A 22,050-nucleotide genomic window follows, 5' to 3' on the forward strand; every position below is an offset into this window, starting at 1 on the left:
AGAGGCAATGAAGGTTCTTTGGGCAAATCAGGCACTTACGACATCAGGCTGGCAGCGCAATGTCCGGATCGAAATTGATGAGAATGGCAGAATTGCTGCGATTCAGGCCGATTCTGCTGCGCCATCCGATGCCACCAGCAAAACCGATATCCTTCTTCCGGCGATTTCAAACCTGCATAGCCACGCGTTCCAGCGCTCCATGGCCGGCCTGACGGAACGGCGCGGCCCAGATCCGCGCGATACCTTCTGGACCTGGCGGCAATTGATGTTCCGCTTCCTTGATCAGCTGACCCCGGACCATGTCGAAGCGATCGCCGCCTTCGTTCAGATGGAAATGCTGGAAGCCGGGTATGCCAATAATACAGAGTTCCATTACCTGCATCACCGTCCCGGTGGGCATTTGTATGACAATATCGCCGAGATGGCCGAACGTATTGCCGCCGCGACCGAAATCACCGGCATCGGCCTGACGCTTCTGCCCGTGCATTATCAATATGGCGGCTGTGACAAGCGCCCGCTCGGTCCCGGTCAGATCCGTTTTGGCAATGATCCCGACCAGTTCACCAAATTGTATGAGGAATCCGTTCGCGCAATCAAAAACCTGCCTGCGGATACGGTGATGGGTGTCGCGCCACATTCCTTGCGTGCCGTTGGCCGCGAAGACCTGCTTGCGACCAGTCTTCTATCCAAGGACGGACCGATCCACATGCATCTGGCCGAACAACTGGCCGAGGTGGATGAAGTGCGCGAAAGCTGGGGCAAGCGCCCGACCGAATGGCTGCTTGAAAATGCCGATGTGAATGCGAACTGGTGTTTGATCCACTGCACCCAGATGGAAGAACACGAAACGCTTGAGCTGGCTAAAACCGGTGCTGTGGCTGGTCTCTGCCCGATCACCGAAAGCAGTCTGGGCGATGGTATCTTTGATGGCGTTCGTTATCTCAATGCCGGTGGCGTGATTGGTGTGGGGTCGGATTCCAATATCCGCATTTCGCTGTCGGAAGAATTGCGGACCCTCGAATACAGCCAGCGTCTGCGCGACAATTCCCGCGCGGCTTTGGCAACCGAACAAAAATCGACCGCACGTCGCATTTATGATGCTGCCGCCAAGGGCGGCGCACAGGCCGCCGGACGCGATTCAGGCCGGATTGAGGTCGGTGCACTGGCCGATTTGATGGCGCTGGATGGTTCGGCGGTTGACCTGATCGGTCGGACAGGCGATACGATCCTCGATACATATATCTTTGCCGGAGATGATCGCATGGTGCGTGATGTCTGGTCGGCCGGTCGCCATGTTGTGACCGAGGGCCGCCACATCGCCCATGACGCGATCACCAACCGGTATCGCAAGGTGATGGAACAACTCAAGGAAGCAGTGTGAACAGCCTGGAACAGCAAAGCTGGCAATCCGTCCATGACGAGGTTTTGCGCCGCATTCATACCCGTGAGTGGAAACCCGGCGACCTGATCCCCAAGGAAGTCGAACTTGCCGAGCAACTTGGCTGTGCGCGCGCCACGGTGAACCGTGCGCTGCGTGAACTGGCATCTGAAGGCTTCCTGGATCGAAGGCGTAAGGCCGGCACGCGGGTCGCTGCCCACCCGGTGCGGCGCGCCAAACTTGATATTCCGGTCATCCGTCTTGAGATCGAAGGGCGCGGGCAGAAATATGCCTATGGCCTGCTGTTTAGCGAACGGCGTACGCCGCCGCCTGAAATCTGCGCCAATCTGGGTGTCACGGCCGAAAGTGATATGCTGCATATCACCTCGCTCCATCTGGCCGATGGCAAACCGTTCATGTTTGAAGATCGCTGGGTGTCGATTGCCGCAACGCCGACAATCCTTGATGCCGATCTTGAGAAAATTAGTGCCAATGAATGGCTGGTTTTGCATGCGCCCTATACGCGCGGCGACATCTATTTTTCCGCGGTCAATGCCAGCGCGGCCGAGGCCAAGGTGCTGCGCACCGATCCCGGCACATCACTTTTCCTGATGGAACGTACCACCTGGGAAAATAACACTGGCATCACATCGGCCAGGCTTCTGTTTGCACCGGGCTATCGCAAACATTCTGCGATCTGAGTTTCAATCCAAAAAGGGCGAGCCGGGTTGTCGTGAAGCACGTCCGGCTAGCCCTTTTAAGCAGATCAAAGGCAAAATGCTTTAGGACAGGTATTTGTTGAACCAGTCAATGGTGCGTTGCCATGCCAGTTCGGCTGCGTCCTCGTCATAACGTGGCGTGGAATCGTTATGGAAGCCATGGTTGGCGCCCGGATAGATATAGGCCTCATAGACCTTTTCATTGGCCTTTAATGCCTTTTCGTAGGCTGGCCATCCGGCATTGATACGCTCATCAAGTTCACCGTATTGCAACAGGATCGGTGCCTGAATACGGGGGACATCCTCGACCGCGGGCTGACGGCCATAGAACGGAACGGCGGCCCCCAATTCCGGATAGGCAACTGCGGCGGCATTGGCGACACCGCCACCATAGCAGAAGCCAGTGATGCCAGTCTTATCCGTGGTGGCCTCGTGGGCGGTGAGGAATTCAATGGCGGCAAAAAAGTCGTTCATCAGCTTGGTTGGGTCGACTGTGCGTTGCAATTCGCGGCCCTTGTCGTCATTGCCGGGGTAGCCTCCAACCGATGTCAATCCATCCGGGGCAAGTGCGACAAAGCCTGCCTTGGCTACACGCCGCGCGACATCTTCGATATAGGGGTTCAGACCCCGGTTCTCATGCACGACCACAACACCGGGTACCTTGCTGGTCACATTGGCCGGTTTGACCAGATAGCCACGCACTTCGCCGTGACCGTTGGGCGACGGGTACATGATGTATTCAGCAACAATATCTGGATCGGTAAAGTCGACCTGATGAGCCATGGCATAGTTTGGGCTCATGGCATTAAGGATCGCAAGGGCGGTCATTCCACCAACCGCATATCGCCCGCACGATCAAGAAACTCACGACGATCAATCATGCCGTGGGCATAGAAATCATAAAGTTCGAGAAGCTCCGGAGAAAAATCCTTGGCAGTCAAACGTTCCATCATGCGATCCTTGTGAAATTACACATCAGATTTTGGGGCTTGCTGGTGACGAATATCTGATTATCCGGATTGAACTGTCAGCCTGAATCAGGGACCAGCTTGTCGCGCTGCATCCTGATTTGGATCTGATTTCTATTTTCAACGAAGTTCGAGAATTCGCAAATCACAAACGTGCTACCTGCGAGATTGGCGTTACCAAGATCACATATTTCGCTGTCTTTCCAAGTCGTCTCTTCGGCGTCTGGCGGTGGCTGGTTTTCCCATGGCATCGAGCCTCGTAGAGCTCAGAAAATGGTTAAATGCGCTTCTTAAGGTTCTATGACCCGGATCGGTTTGCCGTTTTGCCAAGCCAGAATGGCCTCGACCGTCTGGCCGTAAAACACGTTCCAGGTGTTGCGGGTGACATAGCCAAGATGCGGGCTTAGCAACAGGCCATCACAATGGCGCAGCGGATGCGATACGGGCAGTGGTTCCTTGTCGTAAACATCGAGTGCCGCACCGGCAATCTCGCCGCTGTTGAGCGCATCAATCAGGGCAGTATCATCAATGATCGGGCCGCGTGATGTGTTGATCAGATAGGCGGTTGGCTTCATCTGTTTGAGCTCATTCGTGCCAATCAGGCCATGGGTGCGATCAGACAGGCGTTGATGGATGGTGACGAAATCCGACGCGCGCAGCAGGTCTTCCTTGGTTGCCATATGGGTTACGCCAAGTTCGTCGCAGCGTTCCTGCGTCAGGTTGGCGCTCCAGGCGCAGACATGCATGTCAAAGGCCTGTGCCATTTTCGCGACCTTTGCGCCCAACCGTCCAAGCCCGATAATTCCCAAGGTCGAACCTGCAAGGTCCTGACCGATCCCGACTTGCCAGCCGCCGGCGCGCATCGATGCGTTTTCCGCCATGAGGTTGCGGGCCAATGCCAGCATCAGGGCAAAGGTCAGTTCCGGCGTTGCCGTGGAAGGCGATTCTGTGCCGCAAACCGTGATGCCCAGCTCACTTGCGGTCGCGACATCAATGGCGTCATTGCGTTTGCCGGTGGTCACGATCAGCCGCAGGTTCGGAAGCGCGCGCAAAATGTCGCCCGTAAGAGCTGTGCGTTCACGCATGACACACAGGACGTCAAATGGTTCAAGGCGGCTGATGAGGTCGCCCGTATTGCAAACATGATCGTTAAATACGGTGATCTCGCCGTGATTTTGGACGTCTGTCCAGTCGGCCGATTGCAGGGCGATGTTTTGATAGTCATCAAGAATGGCAATACGCATCTGGGCTGTGTTTCCAATGGGTCAGGGCAGGGGTTCTGTCGTGTCAGGCTGTGATATGAAGGGCAAGAAATTCGGCTGTGCGGGCATGTGCAACTTCGGCGGCCGCTTCGACATAGGCGGATGGGCGTGCTTCGTTGGCAAAGGCGTGACCGGCTTCATACATATGCACTTCCATGCCGGGCAGGGCTGCCTTGGCGTCTTCGATCATCTCCACCGGGACGTGACCATCAGACAGGCCGAAATGTGCCAGAAATGGCGTTTGCAGCGGCTTATCAAGGTATTGGTCGATACGTGTGCCATAAAATGAAACACCTGCCGCGATATCAAGACATTGGGCGCTGCGCAGTGCCAACCCGCCGCCCCAGCAAAAGCCGATCACACCAACCTTGCCGCCCTTGGCAGACAGGGCGCGGGCGGCGGCATCGATGTCGCTCAGGGTGTTTGACAACTCGGACGCCATCATCAACGCACGCGCCCGATCAAAATCGTTGAAGTCAACAACCGCCCCACGCTCCACCCGGTCAAACAGGGCAGGGATGGCAACCTCGTAACCCAGGGCGGCATATTTGCGCGCAACCCCCTTGAGCTGTTCGGTGATGCCAAAGATTTCCTGCAGGATTACAATCGCGCCGCGTCTTGCACCAACGGGTGGCTCAAACCAACAATCAAGCTCATGCCCGTCGGCTGCGGTAAGGGTGTCCATCATGTCCTGTCGTTTCCTTTCTCGGCGCAATGGTCTTTTCGGTGATGATATCGAATTGCGGGGCGAGAACAATCATCATGGTTACTGCGGATAATGTATCCTCAATTGGCTTGCCCTTTGGGATCATGATGTGACATCACTAAGGTATGAGGAATAAATCGTTCTTTTTGTAAGACTTGGCTTGGTCTAGGACGCAGAAAGAACCCGCGTGACGATATCAGGAGAGAGAATTCATGAAGCTTTTGCGCTATGGCCCGGTCGGGGCGGAAAAACCGGGGCTTTGTGATGCGGATGGCGTAATCCGCGATCTTTCCAGCGTGATTGATGATCTTGATCCAACCACGATTTCCGATGAAACTTTTGCACGTATTGCCGCACTTGACCCGGAAAGCCTGCCTGTCGTGTCGGGTGATCCGCGCATTGGCGCCTGTGTCGGGCGGCCCGGCAAATTTATCTGCATCGGTTTGAACTATTCTGACCATGCGCAAGAAGCAGGTATGGAACTACCGCCTGAACCGATCATTTTCCTCAAGGCAACTTCGGCCGTTTGTGGTCCGAATGATACGATCGAAATTCCGCGTGGCTCGACCAAAACCGATTGGGAAGTCGAACTGGGCGTGGTGATCGGCAAGCACACCAAATATGTCGACGAGGCCGATGCGCTTGATCATGTCGCAGGTTACTGCCTGATCAATGACGTTTCCGAGCGCGCGTTTCAGCTTGAACATTCAGGGCAATGGGTGAAGGGCAAAAGTGCCGATACCTTCGGCCCGATTGGTCCGTGGCTTGTCACTCGCGATCAGATTGCCGATCCACAGAATCTTTCCATGTGGCTCGATGTGAATGGCAAGCGTTATCAGAACGGCAGTACGAAAACCATGGCCTATGGTGTTGCATTCGTGGTCAGCTATCTGTCGCGTTTCATGAGCCTGCAACCCGGTGACATCATCTCGACCGGCACCCCGCCGGGTGTGGGTATGGGGCAAAACCCGCCGGTGTACCTCGAACCCGGCGACGTGATGGAACTGGGAATCGATGGTTTGGGCGCGCAGCGTCAGGAAGTCGTTCAGGGCTAGGCAACGCTGCCATGCAAATATCGGGATGCAGCAATCGAGATCTCGTCACAGCAATGTGATCTCTGCTGCATACCGTTGTTAAACAACGATTTTTTACGATGATCTGCGTGATCTGGCGGATCGTCACGCCAATATTTCAGAAATTTTTGCCGACAGACTTGCGCTTTGCCCGATTCAGGACATTTTTGTCAGGACAAAGTGCATTGACGTTCTTCTGTGATGTGCGATAAATGACTAGTAGTCATTATTGTTCAGTGCTTAAGCAATGTGAAATGCGTGTCCAAGGGGTATGGGGATACCGTGCGCATAAAGCGCCCTTACAGGATTGGTGATGCACATGTCTAATCTGGCGATCAAAGTGAACGAGTCTTGGCCGGTTTCGGTCAATCCGATGGATGTTTCAGTTGATGAGGCTGGCCCTGTGTCTCGGACTTCAAAGGCACAGGATGGTGTCGGTAGCTTTGCGTTTGCAGATATCTATTTGCGCGGCGCGCCTTGCTTTCTCAAGGGGATGATGCTGCAAGCCCGTGGCGAAGACGTCAAGGGCACCTTGCGCAAACCCGATGCTGGTGTTCTGGCATTTGAAAATGGTGCGTGCGAGCTGACGGCGACGCCGCTGTTTCTGACAGTTGCGATGTCAGCGGCCGACGAACACAGCCTTGCAGACATGCAGGCTTATTTCGAAGACAAGCTGCGGACCCTGTCGCCGCAAACCAAGATCGAAATTGACTGGCGAAATAAATGACCATTTGTCACCTTTTTGTGATCAAAAAGCCCGTTCAGCATTGAACGGGCTTTTGTTTTGTTTGCCTGGTCACAACGGGTATGTGATGGCGATCCGCTTTGCGCAATCCGGTCATTGCCGTTGACGGTAATTGTGTGTTCTCAGCTCATGATAAAGCGGTCCCGGGCCCCGCGCACGACGCGCGTTATATGATCGACAATGGCCGCGACACTTCGCGTATCCTTGGTGTCCGGGTGCTGGAGCATCCAGTAATTGCGGGTGAAGCGGATTTCAGGCAGCAGGCGAACGAGGTCGGGGATGCCCTCGGTGGCGTAGTCGTGCAGTATACCGATGCCATATCCGTTGCGCACGGCCTCCATCTGGGCCACCACACTGCCGCATTCAAATCGGCGTTTCATCAGTTTGCCAAGGCGGGCGGCGTAATCCAGTGCGCGGCTGTAAATCAGGTCTTCGATATGGGTGACAAACAGGCGGTCTGTCAGATCGGCCTCGGTTTTGACCGCACCAAACCGTTCGATATAGGATTTGCTGGCATAGACGCTGAGCGTGTAGTCGGTGAGTTTGCTGATTACCAGGCGCCCTTGTTTCGGTCGGTCGAGCGTGATGGCGATATCTGCTTCGCGTTGCGATAGCGAGAATGTCCGTGGCAGCGGCACCAGCTGAATGACAAGATCCGGGTGATTGGACGCAAAGTGAGCCAACTCACTAGCCAGAAAATAGTTGCCCAATCCATCGGGGACGCCAACGCGGACCGTGCCGCTGATCAGCTCTGACTGGTTGGAAACGGCGGTGCCAGCACGCAAAAAAGCGGACTCTGCGGCCTCTGCCGCCTGCATCAATTCCCGTCCAGCCGGGGTCAGGTCCGATCCGGTGGTGCGCCGTTCAATCAGTTTGGTGCCAAGTTCCTGCTCAAGCGCAGTAAGCTGGCGCCCAACTGTTGCGTGGTTCAGGCCAAGCTGCCGGGCGGCGGCAAGGATCTGACCTTGGCGGGCAACAGCCAGAAAGATGCGGAAGCGATCCCAATCCATGATGGGTGTGATCCTGTCATGACTTTAATTTTTGCACATCGAATTTGCGGAAATGATAATTGATGTGCATCCCTGTGCATAGCCATAATGGGTGCAGAATATTAAGGGGTAAGACCCCCACTTATATTAAGATCGTCCCACTGATCATCAGGTTTATCGGGAGAAACCCAATGGCAACCCAACTTACCCATTACATCAACGGCAAACGCGTTGCCGGCAACTCCGGCCGCTCAGTACCGGTTTTCAATCCGGCAACTGGCGCACAGAGTGCAACGGTTGATCTGGCATCCAAGGCCGAGGTCCGTGCCGCAGTTGAATCCGCGTCCGCCGTTGCCGCCGAATGGGCCGCAACCACGCCGCTGCGCCGTGCACGTATCCTCAACAAGTTCCTCGGCATCCTTGAAGATCGTTCCGAAGAACTCGCAGCCGCCATCACGGCTGAGCATGGCAAGGTGCTGTCCGATGCGCTGGGTGAAGTCACCCGCGGGATCGAGGTTGTAGAGTTTGCCACCGGAGCACCGCAGTTGCTGAAAGGTGAGTTCACCGAGAATGTCGGCACCAAGGTTGATAGCCATTCCATCCGTCAGCCGCTGGGCATCGTTGCCGGTATCACGCCGTTCAACTTCCCGGCCATGGTGCCGATGTGGATGTTCCCGGTCGCCCTTGCCTGCGGTAACTGCTTTATCCTCAAGCCGTCAGAGCGTGATCCGTCCGCCTCGCTTCTGCTGGCCGAATGGCTGACCGAAGCCGGTCTTCCCGATGGCGTATTCAACGTTGTTCAGGGCGACAAGGAAGCAGTGGATGCGCTTTTGTTTGATCCGGATGTTTCGGCTATCAGCTTTGTCGGCTCGACCCCGATTGCCAAATACATCTATGAAACCGCGACCGCGCAGGGCAAACGTTGCCAGGCCCTTGGTGGTGCGAAGAACCACATGATCATCATGCCCGATGCCGACATGGATCAGGCGGTCGATGCCCTGATGGGCGCTGCTTACGGATCGGCTGGCGAGCGTTGCATGGCAATCTCGGTCGCTGTTCCGGTTGGCAAGGAAACCGCCGATACCCTGATCGAAAAACTGGTTCCGCGCATTAATGAACTGCGCGTGGCACCGGGTATTGATCCGGCGGCCGAAATGGGCCCGCTTGTGACCGCAGCCCACCGTGACAAGGTTGTCGGCTATATCAACAAGGGTGTCGAAGAAGGTGCCAAGCTGGTGGTCGATGGCCGTGATATCAAGCTTCAGGGCTATGAAGACGGTTACTTCGTCGGTGGTACCCTGTTTGATGACGTCACACCGGATATGAGCATCTACAAGGAAGAGATCTTTGGCCCGGTTCTGTCGGTTGTACGTACCGATGATTTCGAAACCGCTGCCAACCTTGTTGATGATCATGAATATGGCAATGGTACCGCGATCTTCACCCGCGATGGTGATACCGCCCGTGAATTTGCCGCACGCACCCAGACCGGCATGGTTGGCATCAACGTGCCGATCCCGGTCCCGATGGCCTTCCATTCGTTTGGTGGCTGGAAAGCATCGCTGTTTGGCGACCATCACATGCATGGCCCGGAAGGTGTGCGGTTCTATACCAAGCTTAAAACCATCACCACGCGCTGGCCGACCGGCATTCGCAAGGGTGCTGAGTTCGTTATGCCCACCATGAAATAGGCGATGAAATAAGTATTGCACTCATCGCAGTATCAAAGGGCGCGCAAAGCCAAATTTGCGCGCCCTGATTTGTTCGGGGGTGTTAGCTGCCAAAGGATGCCGGTTTGGCGGGTTTGATGGCTTCCATGATGGTGCCGGGAATGAAAACGCGGAAGGTTGCCCCGCGTCCCGCAGGACTTTCGGCCCATATCTTGCCCTGACAATGTTCGACAACATGCTTGGCAATCGCAAGGCCTAGGCCCGAACCGGATGGTTTGGGTTTGTCATCGGCGTATTTGCCGCCGCGCGAAAACTTGTCAAAGATGATTTCAAGTTCGTTCGGGGCAACGCCCTTGCCGTTATCAGTGATCGACACCAGATAGCCGCCATCCATGGCTTCCCCGCGCACCGATACTTCGGGGTGATCGGGGGCAGAGAATTTGGCTGCGTTCGACAGCAGGTTGATGAAGACCTGCGTCAGGCGATCGCGGTCAACATGCAACAAAGCCGAATTCCGCGAATATTCCTTGGTCAGAACAACGCCCTTGGCGTCAAACAGCCCTTTGACCGCATCAATACTTTCATCAAGCACCGTGCGCGGATCAACTTCGACAGCACGCCAATCGGAATGACCTGCTTCAAGGCGGGCAAGGTCAAGATGGTCGTCAATCAGGCGAGTCAGGCGTTCGCTTTCGCGGACAATGATTTCAAGGAAGTGATCGGCTTGTTTCGGGTCCAGGTTCGGGGAGTCGACCAGAATTTCCGAAAACGACCGGATCGAGGTCAGCGGCGTTCTGAATTCGTGGCTGACCATGGTCAGGAATTCATCCTTGAGCCGGTCCAGTTCCTTGAGCCGTTCGTTGGCGGCACGCAGCTCGGCCGCGGCTTTTTCAAGTTCGCGCGACTTGGTTTCAAGGCGCTGGGAATATTCAATGACGTGCGAGGTTTCTTCCAAAATCTCAAGCACTTCATCAAGGCTGACCATCTCGCCCTTGGCGACTGATGACACCATCACACGGGCCGATGCCGCCCCGATGGAGCCCGCCAGAAGCCGTTCGGTAAAGGCAATCATGTCGGCATCGGCTTCGCCCTTGCCCCGCCAGGATGGATCAATGCTTTGGTCAAACTGGCGGAACGACTGATAGGCACGATCCCGACCCAAAAACCGTTCTACCAGTTCATACAAATCATTGGCCGAGGCCGATGACCGCCAGATCACGGTATCCTGCCCCTTGCGTGAAAAGGCATCGACAAACAGGGTTGCCTGAATGCGTTCAAGTGCACTTGGTTCGGTAAACAGACTGATCAACACATAGGCCGCGGTATTGAGTGAAATCGACCAGATCAGCGCATGGGTCAGGGGCGCAAAATCCGTCAAACCAAACAGGCTTTCGGGGCGCAACCACGGATGACCAAACGCGCCATTGAGAATAAGCGACGGATCCATCCAGCCACTATCGGCAAGCGATGGCAGCAACAGGGTATAGCCCCAAACCGCAAAGCCGATGGTAAGGGCCACCTGCGCGCCGGTGCGCGTGCCACCCTTCCAGTAAAGCCCGCCAATCATGATCGGAATGAACTGGGCAATGGCGGCAAAGGAAATCAGCCCGATTTCGGCCAGCGCATCACTGGCCCCGGCGGACCGGTAATAGGCAAAGCCCATAAACACCACGACGACGATGGACGCGCGCCGGATAAAGATCAAAAGCCCGGTCAGATCATCACGTTCGGTCAGACGCAGGGGGCGAATGCGCAAAAGCGCTGGCACAATCAGGTCGTTACAAACCATGGTCGAAAGCGCGATGGTCGCAACAATCACCATGCTGGTACTGGCCGATAGGCCGCCGACATAGGCCAGTAACGCCAGCATCGATTGGTCTTCAAACAGCGGCACGGAAATCACAAAGAAATCCGGATCCGACCACACCGGAAGGGCACCCAGCCCCGCCAGTGCAATCGGCAGAACAAACAAGTTCATCGCCAGCAGATAAAGCGGGAAGGCCCAGCTTGCGGTGGCAAGGTGACGTTCATCAACATTTTCAACAATGATCACCTGAAACTGGCGCGGCAGGCACAGGATGGCCGCCATCGAAAGCATCATAAGCGTCAGCCAGCGCGAACTGCCCCCTTCGGGCAGCATCAGAAGCTTTGCCGTATCGGCGTTTTCAGCAGATTGAGCAAACAGGTCGCCAAGCCCGTCATACATCACGAATGAGACAAAGAAGCCGACGGCCAAAAGGGCAAACAGCTTGACCAGGCTTTCAAAGGCGATGGCGGCAACCATGCCTTCGTGATGTTCGTCTGCATCAATGAAGCGCGTGCCAAACAGAATGCCAAACAGCGTCAGGCCAACGGCGGCCCAAAAGCCGCTATCGGAAAAGATGCTGACCGTTTCGCGGACCGGTTCGACCATGCCAAATTCCCAGCCGGTCAGCACGGTGTAACTGGTGGCAATCGCCTTGAGTTGAAGCGCGATATAGGGCGTGGTGCCGATCACCGCGATCAGGGTTACAAGGACCGAAAGCTGGGTGCTTTTGCCATAGCGTGACGAGATAAAGTCGGCAATCGAGGTAATGCGATGGGCCTTGGAAATGCGCAGCATCTTGCGCAGCAAAAACCACCATCCGAGAAAGATCACGGTTGGACCAAGGTAAATCGTCAGATACTCAAGTCCGTTGCGCGCGGCTGTTCCGACCGCGCCATAAAACGTCCATGACGTGCAATACACCGCGATGGATAAGGTATAGACCGTCGGGTTGCGGACCCAGGAATGGCCATCACGCGCACGTTTGTCGCCCCACCATGCAATCGCATAAAGCAGGCCGACATAAATCAGCGACACAAGGATGACCAGTTCCGAGGATAGCATGGGCTATTTCCTCTCGATCTGGGCGGCACTGCGCAGCGCGCGGGTCAGAACGGCGCACAGCGCAATAAGGATGGCCCATCCGGCAAAGAAATAGACAAACAGGATCGGCAGGCCAAGGATCGTGCCATCAAGCGAAAACATCCCCACAATCGGAGGCAGCCAGATGAACAACGCCACCAGCATCAGAACAAGGGCGCGTTCGGTAAGTTTGCGTGGTGGTGTGATGGGGGCCTCCTGCGCATTGATGGGGAACGCAAACGCGCGCGTCAGTTTTCCGCACGTTCCAGCAGGGCTTTGACCCGGGACACAACATCGCGTGTGGAAAACGGCTTGGTGACAAAGTCATCCACGCCAAGCTCAAGCCCCTTGCGGCGGTCCACTTCGCGGGTTTTGGCAGTCAGCATCATGATGGGCATTTGTCGGGTGTTGGGGTCGTTACGCGCTGCGCGCACGACTTCAAACCCGTCGCAAACGGGCATCATGACATCAAGTAAAACCATGTCCGGAATATCGCGCGCAATCATCGAAATCGCCGTACGGCCATCCGTTGCAACGCTGACGTCATAGCCTTCCTTTTCCATCAGAAAGCTGAGTGATTCGACAATGGTTTCCTCGTCTTCGGCAATCAAGACCTTTGGTCTCTCATTCAAGGACGTTCTCCCCGATTTTTTGGATTTTTATATTCCCAATCCTAACGACTTATGGGCTGAATGATAATGCTACTTTGGGGTGGTATACATAAGACGTTGCTTGAAAGCCCTCATCGGATCATTTTTTGGCGGTTTTCGGCGTGCCATCGGCCATTTCATAGGCCCGCTGTGCGCAATCATCGCGCGGGCACTGGCGGCATGAAATCCCGACCGGCACCGCAGATTCAGGACGATCAAGCGATAATCGGTCGCCATAAACCACATCATTTGAAAAGGCCGTGTCGCAACCGATCATCACCGAATGAACTGAGCGCGGAACGCCATATCCCCCGGCCCCGGACCGCAACGCACGCGCGACAAACAGAAATTCACTGCCATCGGGCAGGCGGACAAATTGCGGAATGACGCGTTCGGGCGCGGTATAGGCTTCATGCACCACCCAGCGCGGGCAGGCGCCGCCATAACGCGGCAATTGCAGGCCGGATGCCGAGAACCGTTTGGAAATGTTCCCGGCGATGTCGGTCCGCACCAAGTGGAATGGAATGCCTTCGGCCCCTGGGCGGCGAAGCGTCGTCAAGCGGTGGCAAATCTGTTCCCAACTTGCCGCGTAACGTTGCTGCAAAAGTTCGATGTCATGGCGCATCCTGCGTGCGTCATCCAAAAACAGGTCATAGGGAAACAGCAGTGCGGCGGCGGTGTATGAAATCAATGCCTCGGATGCGCGAACCCGTCCGGCTTTGCTACTAATCTGGGCGCGATCCAATATTTCATTGATCGGGTCTGCGGCTTCAAGGCGGCAAATGGTGCGTGCCGCCTGAAAACGCGCCGAGGTGATCGGAAGGGCGCGGGAAATGCGCAAAGTATTACTCTTGGCATCCCACTGATAGCCGCTTGTCAGGAAGTCCTCGGATGGACGGCGTTCGATCCGGGTGTTGTGGGTGTCTTCCAGATAATTGATCAGATCAGTCAGATAGAGCCCGCCATCAGGATCAATCGCCGGGCGCATTTCGTTGGCGTGGTCTTCAAGGGCGGGAAAGTGGTTGGCATTGTCATATAGCAGATCATCAACTTCCTCGGCCGGGCTGGCGGCCGGGCGGCCGGCTTCGCCACGTTCGAGAAAGTTGAAAATCTCGGTCGCGGATTCGGCAAGGCGCTGGGATTCGCGCACCAGTGTCGCGTTAAAGCGTGCCCGCTGGTCGCGTGACAGATCATCATAGTCATCGAAAATCTCGGCCACTGTGCGGATCGAGGTAATCCGCGTCAGGATCGAATGGCTGGCCTCGGTCAGGAACGGATCATGGCTGAGCCGTTCGGACAGCGCGTCAATATCATCAAGACCACTGCGATAGGCGCGATACAGCGACAAGAACGCTGTGATCATGCCCGGTGAGGCCGCAATCATGGCGGGGAATTCGCGGCTTTCGACCGGGGTGGTGCGAAAGACCGGATCGGATGCAACTTCGGCCAGATCCGAAAGCAACCGGCTTTCCTCGGAGCCTGACAGGCTATGAGGATGAATTTCCAGTGCCTCGGCAATCCGCATCAACAATCCGCCACCAATCGAGCGGCGGTTATGTTCAATCAGATTAAGGTAGGACGCCGAGATACCCGCAGCCTTCGCCAGGGCATTCTGGGTCATCCCGATGTCTTTTCGCCGTCCGCGAATGCGGTGTCCGATGGGGGCCTGACGCGCCATACTAAAGTCTTACCTGTTGACAGAATTTACTAATTTTCACAAAGATCATCTATATATTTACAAAAAAGTTCTTTTATATCAACTAGGTGTTGATTCATTTTCAGATGATCCTCATTGTTTTGTCAGGTCGATAAAAAAACGAACCAAAAAACAGGCCTCAGATTTCTCTGAAACAGATCCCAAGACATTGGGGAGGAAAACCATGTCGGAGACTAAGCTTATCGGAAATGTATCTCGTCGTACGATCCTGAAGGGATCCGCGGCAACCACGGGTGCAGCCCTCATCGGCGGCACTTTCCCGATGCATTTCATCAAGAACGCGCATGCCCAGACCTTCCGGGGTGATCCGGGCAGTGCTGCCAGCGTCAAACTCGGTTTCAACGTGCCGCAGACCGGTCCGTATGCCGATGAGGGTGCTGACGAATTGCGTGCCTATCAGCTTGCGGTCAAGCACATCAACGGCGAAGGCGACGGCGGTATGCTCAATACCATCAAGCCGCTTGAGCTCAAGGGTAACGGCATCCTCGGCAAGAAAGTCGAGTTCGTGACCGGTGATACCCAGACCAAGTCCGATGCTGCGCGTGCTTCTGCCAAGCGTATGATTGAAAAAGACAATGTGGCGATGGTCACCGGTGGTTCGTCCTCTGGTGTGGCAATTGCCGTGCAGGGTCTTTGCCAGGAAATGGGCGTCATCTTCATGGCGGGTCTGACCCACTCGAACGACACCACTGGTAAAGACAAAAAGCGTTATGGCTTCCGCCACTTCTTTAACGCTTACATGTCCGGTCAGGCGATCGCGCCGGTTCTGCTCGACGAGTATGGCGCAGAACGTCGCGCCTATCACCTGACGGCCGATTACACTTGGGGCTGGACCCAGGAAGAATCGATCAAGGCCGCGACCGAAAACATCGGTTGGGAAACCGTCAACACGGTTCGTACCCCGGTGGGTGCGGGTGACTTCTCCCAGTACATCACCCCGGTTCTGAACTCTGGCGCAGATGTCCTGATCCTGAACCACTATGGTAAGGACATGGTCAACTCCCTGACCCAGGCCGTTCAGTTCGGTCTGCGTGACAAGCAGGTGAATGGCAAGAACTTCGAAATCGTTGTTCCGCTTTATTCCCGCCTGATGGCACAGGGTGCTGGCGAAGCTGCAAAAGGTATCCTTGGGACCACCAACTGGCACTGGTCGCTTCAGGATGCCGGTTCGCAGGCCTTCGTGAAATCGTTCGGTCAGGAATACGGCTTCCCGCCGTCCCAGGCTGCACATACCTGCTACGTCCAGACGCTGCTTTATGCAAACGCCTGTGAAATGGCCGGTACGTTCGCACCTTGGGAAGTCATCAAGCAGCTCGAAGGTTTCGAGTTCGATGGCGCGGGCAATGGCCCGACCCTGTACCGTGCAGAAGACCATCAGTGCTTCAAGGATGTTCTGGTCGTGCGTGGTAAAGAAAACCCGCAGTCCAACTTCGACCTTCTTGAAGTCGTCAAGGAAGTGCCGCGGTCACAGGTCGAGTATCCGGCCGACATGTTCGGCGGTGAACTGGGTCCGTATCAAGTCTGATGCACCCAAATTGATGCAAGCAGGGCCGGCCATCTCCCAATGGTCGGCCCGTTTGCCCTCTGGCCTCGGCCTGTACGACTTTTGACTAAGTCCCTTACGAATACGCGGCGGATATCTGATGGACGCTATATTTCTTCAAATCCTGAATGGTCTGGACAAGGGCGGTGCCTATGCACTGATTGCGCTTGGCCTGACCCTGGTGTTCGGCACGCTTGGCGTGGTGAACTTCGCGCATGGTGCCATCTTCATGATGGGCGCATTTTGCGCGGTAACTCTCGAAAAACTTTTGACCCTCTCGGTCAAGGTCAAGGATGAGTCGGTTACCTTCTTTGATGCCTACAAGGAAACGCCCTACCTCGAACTGTGGTTTGGCGATACCGGCACGGCGATCATTGACTGGTCGGTACCGTTATCAATCATTCTGGCAATACCGGTGATGTTGCTCATCGGCATTGTCATGGAACGCTCCCTCATCCGGCATTTCTACAAGCGTCCTCACGCCGAACAGATTCTTGTGACCTTTGGTCTGGCCATCGTGCTTCAGGAACTGGTCAAGGCCGCCTTTGGCGCAAACCCGATCCCGCAGGGCGCACCGGATATCGTTTCCGGCTCTGCTGCCGTTGGTGCGATCTTTGGTCTGGGCGAAGCGGTGGTTTATCCGTGGTGGCGTCTGATCTATCTGGCGTTCTCGCTGATCACCATTGGTCTTGTGTTCTCGTTCCTGCATTTCACCACCTACGGGATGGTGGTGCGCGCCGGGATGGCCGACCGCGAAACGGTCGAACTTCTGGGCATCAATATTGAACGTCGCTTTACGATTGTGTTTGGCATCGCGGCCGTGGTCGCGGGTCTGGCAGGCGTGATGTACACGCCGGTTCTGCCCCCGGATTACCATCTGGGCATGGACTTCCTGGTGCTGTCATTTGTCGTGGTTGTTGTGGGTGGCATGGGCTCCTTGCCCGGTGCGGTGGCCGCTGGCTTCCTGCTGGGAATCCTGCAGTCCTTCTCGTCCATGACCGAGGTAAAAGACATCTTCCCGGGCATTGACCAGATCATCATCTACCTTGTTGCCGTCGTCATTCTGCTGACCCGTCCGCGTGGTCTGCTGGGACGCCGGGGCGTGATGGAGAGCTAATAATGTCAAATACAAAAATCGTCTCGCCCAAGAAAGATATGATCTTTATGGCCATCCTGTCGGTCGTGGTCCTGACCATGCCGATCTGGTTGCAACCCTTCGGGGCGGCCTATCCTGACCTGATGCAGAAGTTCATGATCTTTGGCATTTTTGCCATCGGCTATAACATCCTGTTTGGCCTGACCGGCTATCTGTCCTTTGGTCACGCAGCCTTCCTCGGTGTTGGGTCCTATACCGCCGTCTGGTCGTTCAAACTGCTGTCGATGAACGTTATTCCGGCCATGATCTTTGGCACGGTTCTCTCAGGGCTGTTTGCGCTCGCGATCGGCTTTGTGTCGTTGCGTCGTTCGGGGATTTACTTCTCGATCCTGACACTGGCCTTTGCGCAGATGTCCTATAACCTCGCCTATTCGGTTCTGACCCCGATCACCAATGGTGAAACCGGTCTGCAGCTTGAACAGGCCGACCCGCGCGTTCTGGATCGGATGTCGGGCATCGTCGATGACGGATCGCTTCCGACCCCGAACCTGTTCGGGATCGAGGGGATCGGTTATTCCGGCTTCTATATCTGTGCCGCCCTGATGCTGATTTCGTTCTTCATTTATCTGCGCATCTTCCGATCCCCATTCGGGCTTAAGCTGCGTGCGATCAAGTCGAACCAGAACCGCATGGGTTATACCGGGTTCAGCACCCGTCCATATCTGATGACCGCGTTTGTCATTTCGGGCATGTATGCCGGTCTTGCCGGCTCGCTTCTGGCGGTAACCGATCCGCTGGCCGGGGCCGAGCGCATGCAATGGACCGCATCGGGCGAGGTCGTTCTGATCACGATCCTTGGTGGTGTCGGTACGCTGATTGGTCCGCTTCTGGGCGCTGGTATCATCAAGTATTTCGAGAACATCTTCTCGGCCTTTAACGATACCGTGTTGCTCAATGCGTTTTCCTTCCTGCCCGATTGGCTGGCCCATCCGGTGGCATCGGTGGTTGGTCTGTTTGTCGGCGAAGGTTGGCACCTGACCCTTGGTCTGGTCTTCATGCTGATCGTGATCTTCCTGCCCGGTGGCATCATGGAAGGTATCACGCGCCTGACGCGCCTGGTTACCAAACGTGATAAGGCCGAGCCGAAGTCCGAAGCCCACGAAACCAAAGAAAAAGAACAAACATCGGCGGGGGAGGTCTGATCCATGTCCGAATACATTCTTGACGTCACCGACGTCGACAAGAACTTTGGCGGTCTGCAGGCGCTTTCCGATATCAACCTTCGGGTCAAGGAAGGCACCGTGCACGCGATCATCGGGCCAAACGGTGCGGGCAAATCGACATTGCTGAACGTGATTGTCGGACGCTTGGCACCAAGCCGCGGTCGTGTGTTGCTTGGCGATCAGGTTCTGACCGGCAAGGAACCGCACGAGATCAACCAGCTTGGTGTCGCGCGTGTCTTCCAGACGCCGGAAATCTTCCCGGAACTGTCGCTTTTGCAAAACGTGATGGTTCCGGCCTTTGCCAAGCGCGAAGGCATTTTCAAGATGAACTTCCTCAGCAGCCTGTTTGCGGAAAAAGAAGTCCGCGAACATGCTGAGCACCTTCTTGAAGATGTCGGTTTGCTTCAGCATAAGGATCATCTTGCCGGTTCGATGTCGCGTGGTGACAAACGTCGTCTTGAACTTGCAATGTGCCTTGGCCAGCAGCCGAAACTGTTCCTGCTGGATGAGCCGACTGCTGGCATGTCGCGCCATGACACCAACCGCACGATTGATCTGCTCAAACGGATCAAGGAACGCGGCATGACCAAGGTGATCATTGAACACGACATGCATGTTGTCTTCAGTCTTGCCGATCGCATCAGCGTCTTGGCCCAGGGTGCCATCATTTGTGAAGGCACGCCGGAAGAAGTACGTAACGACCCACGGGTCAAGGAAGCCTATCTCGGAGGGGAAACGGTATGAACGCTTTGCCAAAACAGGAACCCGTCCGTAAACAGGGTGGAGATCCGGCGTTTTTCTCGGTCTATGACATCCATGCCTATTACGGCGAAAGCTATATCGTTCAGGGGCTGTCCTTTGATGTCCGTGAAGGCGAAATTCTGGCCCTTCTGGGGCGTAACGGGGCGGGCAAGACATCGACACTCCGCACGCTTGCGCGCATGGGTGACCCGGAACTCAAGCATGGTGAAATCTGGCTTGATCACCAGCCGTTGCACGAAATGAAGGCATGGCAGGCCGCCCGTCTGGGTCTGCAACTTGTGCCCGAAGATCGGCGCATCATTCCGGGCATGACGGTTCAGCAGAACCTTGAACTGGCCCAGATTGCCGAGCCGCATGGCTGGTCGATCCAGCGCATCTATGAACTGTTCCCGCGTCTTGGTGAAAGGGCGGAACAGGAAGCCATCACGCTTTCCGGTGGCGAACAACAGATGCTGGCGATCGGGCGTGCACTTGCCCGTGACATCAAGCTTTTGCTGCTCGATGAACCCTATGAAGGCCTGGCGCCGGTCATTGTTCAGGAAATTGAAAAGACCCTGCAAAACGTCAAGAAGCTTGGCATTACGACGATTATTGTCGAGCAGAATGCAATTGCAGCCCTGAAACTGGCCGACCGCGCGATTATCATGGATAGCGGCGAGATCGTCTTTGACGGCACCGCGCAGGCTGTTCTCGATAACGAGGAGCTGCGCGATCAGTACCTTGCCATCTAAAGACAGGGGGGCGTCACCGAAACTTTTTTGTAAGGGGAGTTTCGGGACAGGTAAGGCCGTGCCTTCGGGGCGCGGCCTTTTCCCTTTTTATGGCTTGAACGCAACGTACTCTAAAGATCCGGATCGACGGCAAGCCCCTCGAAATCCTTCAGCACATTCAGCACAATCGATGTCTTCACATGCTGGACCGAGTCATGGGGCAACAACACCTCATTGACGAAATGCGAAAGTGCGGCCAGGTCCTTGGTCGCGACCTTAAGATGGTAATCCATCTCCCCGGTCAGCGAAAACGCCTCCAACACTTCGGGCAAATCCGCCAACAGTCTGGCAAACCGTTTGGCATTGTCGCGGTTATGGGTGGCAAGTGTTACCGAAATCACCACCAGCAAGCCCATGCCCATCTTTTGCCGGTCAATATCAGCACGGTATCCGCGAATGACCTTGTCGTCTTCAAGGCGCGCACGGCGGCGTGAACATTGTGACGCCGAAAGGCCGATGCGCCCTGACAAATCATTGTTTGTCAGGCGGCCATCCTTTTGCAGTTCCGCCAGCAGTTTAAGGTCCAGTCGGTCCAGTTGCATGTTTCACGCGCTAAATGATTGTTTAATGCATGATGTATGCAAAGAATTCCGAAAAGCAAGCGTAAATGCACGCACGTTGCACGCGGTTTGGCGCACGATTGGGACATAACAAGAATTCGAATAATTCCAATCATTCGAATGTGCCAATCAAAGGAGACTTCCGATGGGTCCGTTCCCGCATGATGCCCCGCGCGCAACCATTAGCGATGAAAACCCGGCCGGAACCGACGGGTTCGAGTTCGTTGAATTCGCCCATGAAGACGCCGACAAACTGGAAACCCTGTTTGCCCGCATGGGATACAGCCCGGTTGCCAAACACAAGACCAAAAATATCACCGTCTGGCGTCAGGGCGATATCAACTACATCCTCAATGCCGAGCCATCATCGCATGGCATGAAATTCGTTGAGAAACATGGCCCCTGTGCACCTTCGATGGCATGGCGCGTGGTGGATGCCAAGCATGCCTTTGACCATGCAGTATCAAAGGGGGCGGAGCCCTACACCGGGGATGACAAGACGCTTGATGTCCCGGCCATCGTCGGCATTGGCGGGTCGTTGCTGTATTTCGTCGATAAATATGGTGAAACCGGTTCGGCCTATGACGCGGAATTTGACTGGCTGGGCGAACGCGATCCGAAACCCGAAGGGGTCGGTTTCTATTACCTCGATCACCTGACCCATAACGTTTATCGCGGCAATATGGATAAATGGTGGGACTTCTATCGCGACCTGTTTGGTTTCAAGCAAATCCACTTCTTTGACATTGCCGGTAAAATCACCGGTCTGGTCAGCCGTGCGATCACGTCCCCCTGTGGCAAGATCCGCATTCCGCTTAATGAATCGACCGATGACAAAAGCCAGATCGAAGAATACCTGCGCAAATACAAGGGCGAAGGCATTCAACATATCGCGGTCGGCACCGACGGCATCTATGACGCCACCGACAAGCTTGCCGCCAATGACCTGAAATTCATGCCAGGACCGCCCGAAACCTATTACGAGAAATCCCACGAACGCGTGCACGGCCATGACGAGCCGATTGAACGCATGAAAACCCACGGCATCCTGATCGATGGCGAAGGTGTGGTTGACGGCGGCACGACCAAGATTTTGCTTCAGATCTTCTCGAAAACCGTGATCGGCCCGATCTTCTTTGAATTCATCCAGCGCAAAGGCGACGAAGGCTTTGGCGAGGGCAACTTCCGCGCCCTGTTTGAAAGTATCGAAGAAGACCAGATCCGCCGCGGCGTGCTGAAGGTTGATGCCGCCGAATAAGCGCCATTGAAGTCAGAAACGCAAAAGCCCCGGAACAGGTTCTGTCTGTTCCGGGGCTTCGTTTTTAACTGTGG

General features: G+C 55.5%; 21 protein-coding genes. 11 read left to right on the forward strand and 10 right to left on the reverse strand.

Translation table 11 applies throughout. From position 1 onward, the window contains the following. The first annotated feature begins 7 nt into the window (after window positions 1-7). Together WBY09_RS15540 and WBY09_RS15545 are read left to right on the forward strand one after the other, a co-directional pair. Window positions 8-1,381, forward strand: coding sequence for a formimidoylglutamate deiminase (locus WBY09_RS15540; RefSeq protein WP_336233201.1), 1,374 nt, complete (start codon window positions 8-10; stop codon window positions 1,379-1,381). Continuing rightward, a complete protein-coding gene (locus WBY09_RS15545) occupies window positions 1,378-2,079 on the forward strand; it encodes a GntR family transcriptional regulator (RefSeq protein WP_008889957.1) in 702 nt (233 codons plus the stop codon). Before WBY09_RS15540 ends, WBY09_RS15545 begins: the two co-directional genes overlap by 4 nt. 81 nt (window positions 2,080-2,160) lie before the next feature. Here WBY09_RS15545 and yghX read toward each other — a convergent pair whose 3' ends face one another. The 4 genes from yghX to WBY09_RS15565 form a co-directional block, all read right to left on the reverse strand. Further along, the gene (gene yghX, locus WBY09_RS15550; RefSeq protein ID WP_336233203.1) at window positions 2,161-2,925 is read right to left on the reverse strand and encodes a YghX family hydrolase; all 765 of its coding nucleotides are present in this window, start codon (window positions 2,923-2,925) and stop codon (window positions 2,161-2,163) included. Beyond that, the gene (locus WBY09_RS15555; RefSeq protein ID WP_336233204.1) at window positions 2,922-3,047 is read right to left on the reverse strand and encodes a hypothetical protein; all 126 of its coding nucleotides are present in this window, start codon (window positions 3,045-3,047) and stop codon (window positions 2,922-2,924) included. The genes yghX and WBY09_RS15555 overlap by 4 nt, the downstream gene beginning before the upstream one ends. Before the next feature lie 308 nt (window positions 3,048-3,355). Beyond that, window positions 3,356-4,309, reverse strand: a complete 954-nt coding sequence (locus tag WBY09_RS15560) for a D-2-hydroxyacid dehydrogenase family protein (RefSeq protein WP_286792622.1) — start codon at window positions 4,307-4,309, stop codon at window positions 3,356-3,358. Window positions 4,310-4,352: 43 nt separating this feature from the next. Continuing rightward, window positions 4,353-5,015: a dienelactone hydrolase family protein gene (locus WBY09_RS15565; protein ID WP_286792621.1), complete on the reverse strand. Its 663-nt coding sequence runs from the start codon at window positions 5,013-5,015 to the stop codon at window positions 4,353-4,355. Between the two features lie 230 nt (window positions 5,016-5,245). On the opposite strand from WBY09_RS15565, the gene WBY09_RS15570 reads away from it, so the two are divergent. Together WBY09_RS15570 and WBY09_RS15575 are read left to right on the forward strand one after the other, a co-directional pair. Beyond that, the gene (locus tag WBY09_RS15570; RefSeq protein ID WP_286792620.1) at window positions 5,246-6,088 is read left to right on the forward strand and encodes a fumarylacetoacetate hydrolase family protein; all 843 of its coding nucleotides are present in this window, start codon (window positions 5,246-5,248) and stop codon (window positions 6,086-6,088) included. Between the two features lie 358 nt (window positions 6,089-6,446). Further along, window positions 6,447-6,833 (forward strand): DUF2218 domain-containing protein, encoded by a 387-nt coding sequence (locus WBY09_RS15575; RefSeq protein WP_167351212.1) that lies wholly within the window; start codon window positions 6,447-6,449, stop codon window positions 6,831-6,833. A gap of 140 nt (window positions 6,834-6,973) precedes the next feature. Here WBY09_RS15575 and WBY09_RS15580 read toward each other — a convergent pair whose 3' ends face one another. Continuing rightward, window positions 6,974-7,861, reverse strand: coding sequence for a LysR family transcriptional regulator (locus WBY09_RS15580; protein ID WP_008889969.1), 888 nt, complete (start codon window positions 7,859-7,861; stop codon window positions 6,974-6,976). A gap of 170 nt (window positions 7,862-8,031) precedes the next feature. Here WBY09_RS15580 and WBY09_RS15585 point away from each other — a divergent pair, with 170 nt between their 5' ends. Then, a complete protein-coding gene (locus tag WBY09_RS15585; RefSeq protein ID WP_064781083.1) occupies window positions 8,032-9,531 on the forward strand; it encodes a CoA-acylating methylmalonate-semialdehyde dehydrogenase in 1,500 nt (499 codons plus the stop codon). An 82-nt stretch (window positions 9,532-9,613) separates the two neighbouring features. Here WBY09_RS15585 and WBY09_RS15590 read toward each other — a convergent pair whose 3' ends face one another. The 4 genes from WBY09_RS15590 to WBY09_RS15605 all read right to left on the reverse strand — a co-directional run bounded on the left by WBY09_RS15590 (window position 9,614) and on the right by WBY09_RS15605 (window position 14,725). After that, window positions 9,614-12,379 (reverse strand): sensor histidine kinase, encoded by a 2,766-nt coding sequence (locus WBY09_RS15590; RefSeq protein ID WP_064790731.1) that lies wholly within the window; start codon window positions 12,377-12,379, stop codon window positions 9,614-9,616. A 3-nt stretch (window positions 12,380-12,382) separates the two neighbouring features. Beyond that, the gene (locus tag WBY09_RS15595) at window positions 12,383-12,520 is read right to left on the reverse strand and encodes a hypothetical protein (RefSeq protein WP_286792614.1); all 138 of its coding nucleotides are present in this window, start codon (window positions 12,518-12,520) and stop codon (window positions 12,383-12,385) included. Window positions 12,521-12,645: 125 nt separating this feature from the next. Further along, on the reverse strand, window positions 12,646-13,029 hold the full coding sequence (locus tag WBY09_RS15600; RefSeq protein WP_040823096.1) for a response regulator transcription factor: 384 nt from the start codon (window positions 13,027-13,029) through the stop codon (window positions 12,646-12,648). Between the two features lie 118 nt (window positions 13,030-13,147). Next, on the reverse strand, window positions 13,148-14,725 hold the full coding sequence (locus tag WBY09_RS15605) for a helix-turn-helix domain-containing protein (RefSeq protein ID WP_336233206.1): 1,578 nt from the start codon (window positions 14,723-14,725) through the stop codon (window positions 13,148-13,150). A gap of 202 nt (window positions 14,726-14,927) precedes the next feature. Here WBY09_RS15605 and WBY09_RS15610 point away from each other — a divergent pair, with 202 nt between their 5' ends. The 5 genes from WBY09_RS15610 to WBY09_RS15630 all read left to right on the forward strand — a co-directional run bounded on the left by WBY09_RS15610 (window position 14,928) and on the right by WBY09_RS15630 (window position 20,119). After that, the gene (locus WBY09_RS15610; RefSeq protein ID WP_082923636.1) at window positions 14,928-16,289 is read left to right on the forward strand and encodes an ABC transporter substrate-binding protein; all 1,362 of its coding nucleotides are present in this window, start codon (window positions 14,928-14,930) and stop codon (window positions 16,287-16,289) included. 118 nt (window positions 16,290-16,407) lie between these two features. Continuing rightward, window positions 16,408-17,424: a branched-chain amino acid ABC transporter permease gene (locus WBY09_RS15615; protein ID WP_008889976.1), complete on the forward strand. Its 1,017-nt coding sequence runs from the start codon at window positions 16,408-16,410 to the stop codon at window positions 17,422-17,424. A gap of 2 nt (window positions 17,425-17,426) precedes the next feature. Next, the gene (locus WBY09_RS15620) at window positions 17,427-18,605 is read left to right on the forward strand and encodes a branched-chain amino acid ABC transporter permease (protein ID WP_063089073.1); all 1,179 of its coding nucleotides are present in this window, start codon (window positions 17,427-17,429) and stop codon (window positions 18,603-18,605) included. A 3-nt stretch (window positions 18,606-18,608) separates the two neighbouring features. Then, the gene (locus tag WBY09_RS15625) at window positions 18,609-19,370 is read left to right on the forward strand and encodes an ABC transporter ATP-binding protein (protein WP_063089072.1); all 762 of its coding nucleotides are present in this window, start codon (window positions 18,609-18,611) and stop codon (window positions 19,368-19,370) included. After that, window positions 19,367-20,119 (forward strand): ABC transporter ATP-binding protein, encoded by a 753-nt coding sequence (locus WBY09_RS15630; protein ID WP_008889979.1) that lies wholly within the window; start codon window positions 19,367-19,369, stop codon window positions 20,117-20,119. Before WBY09_RS15625 ends, WBY09_RS15630 begins: the two co-directional genes overlap by 4 nt. Before the next feature lie 110 nt (window positions 20,120-20,229). Here WBY09_RS15630 and WBY09_RS15635 read toward each other — a convergent pair whose 3' ends face one another. Next, window positions 20,230-20,700, reverse strand: a complete 471-nt coding sequence (locus WBY09_RS15635; RefSeq protein ID WP_286792611.1) for an Lrp/AsnC family transcriptional regulator — start codon at window positions 20,698-20,700, stop codon at window positions 20,230-20,232. Between the two features lie 163 nt (window positions 20,701-20,863). Here WBY09_RS15635 and hppD point away from each other — a divergent pair, with 163 nt between their 5' ends. Continuing rightward, a complete protein-coding gene (gene hppD, locus WBY09_RS15640) occupies window positions 20,864-21,976 on the forward strand; it encodes a 4-hydroxyphenylpyruvate dioxygenase (RefSeq protein WP_286792610.1) in 1,113 nt (370 codons plus the stop codon). The last annotated feature ends 74 nt before the right edge of the window (window positions 21,977-22,050 follow it).

Source organism: Thalassospira sp. CH_XMU1458, from assembly GCF_037027205.1.
GTDB classification, from domain to species: domain Bacteria; phylum Pseudomonadota; class Alphaproteobacteria; order Rhodospirillales; family Thalassospiraceae; genus Thalassospira; species Thalassospira tepidiphila.

Excerpts from the sequence above, each read along its gene's own strand:
- WBY09_RS15540 (WP_336233201.1), top strand. The coding sequence starts at position 8 with ATGAAGGTTCTTTGGGCAAATCAGGCACTTACGACATCAGGCTGGCAG.
- yghX (WP_336233203.1), bottom strand. The coding sequence starts at position 2,925 with ATGACCGCCCTTGCGATCCTTAATGCCATGAGCCCAAACTATGCCATG.
- WBY09_RS15555 (WP_336233204.1), bottom strand. The coding sequence starts at position 3,047 with ATGGAACGTTTGACTGCCAAGGATTTTTCTCCGGAGCTTCTCGAACTT.
- WBY09_RS15560 (WP_286792622.1), bottom strand. The coding sequence starts at position 4,309 with ATGCGTATTGCCATTCTTGATGACTATCAAAACATCGCCCTGCAATCG.
- WBY09_RS15565 (WP_286792621.1), bottom strand. The coding sequence starts at position 5,015 with ATGATGGACACCCTTACCGCAGCCGACGGGCATGAGCTTGATTGTTGG.
- WBY09_RS15570 (WP_286792620.1), top strand. The coding sequence starts at position 5,246 with ATGAAGCTTTTGCGCTATGGCCCGGTCGGGGCGGAAAAACCGGGGCTT.
- WBY09_RS15580 (WP_008889969.1), bottom strand. The coding sequence starts at position 7,861 with ATGGATTGGGATCGCTTCCGCATCTTTCTGGCTGTTGCCCGCCAAGGT.
- WBY09_RS15585 (WP_064781083.1), top strand. The coding sequence starts at position 8,032 with ATGGCAACCCAACTTACCCATTACATCAACGGCAAACGCGTTGCCGGC.
- WBY09_RS15590 (WP_064790731.1), bottom strand. The coding sequence starts at position 12,379 with ATGCTATCCTCGGAACTGGTCATCCTTGTGTCGCTGATTTATGTCGGC.
- WBY09_RS15595 (WP_286792614.1), bottom strand. The coding sequence starts at position 12,520 with ATGTTTTCGCTTGATGGCACGATCCTTGGCCTGCCGATCCTGTTTGTC.
- WBY09_RS15605 (WP_336233206.1), bottom strand. The coding sequence starts at position 14,725 with ATGGCGCGTCAGGCCCCCATCGGACACCGCATTCGCGGACGGCGAAAA.
- WBY09_RS15610 (WP_082923636.1), top strand. The coding sequence starts at position 14,928 with ATGTCGGAGACTAAGCTTATCGGAAATGTATCTCGTCGTACGATCCTG.
- WBY09_RS15615 (WP_008889976.1), top strand. The coding sequence starts at position 16,408 with ATGGACGCTATATTTCTTCAAATCCTGAATGGTCTGGACAAGGGCGGT.
- WBY09_RS15620 (WP_063089073.1), top strand. The coding sequence starts at position 17,427 with ATGTCAAATACAAAAATCGTCTCGCCCAAGAAAGATATGATCTTTATG.
- WBY09_RS15625 (WP_063089072.1), top strand. The coding sequence starts at position 18,609 with ATGTCCGAATACATTCTTGACGTCACCGACGTCGACAAGAACTTTGGC.
- WBY09_RS15630 (WP_008889979.1), top strand. The coding sequence starts at position 19,367 with ATGAACGCTTTGCCAAAACAGGAACCCGTCCGTAAACAGGGTGGAGAT.
- WBY09_RS15635 (WP_286792611.1), bottom strand. The coding sequence starts at position 20,700 with ATGCAACTGGACCGACTGGACCTTAAACTGCTGGCGGAACTGCAAAAG.
- hppD (WP_286792610.1), top strand. The coding sequence starts at position 20,864 with ATGGGTCCGTTCCCGCATGATGCCCCGCGCGCAACCATTAGCGATGAA.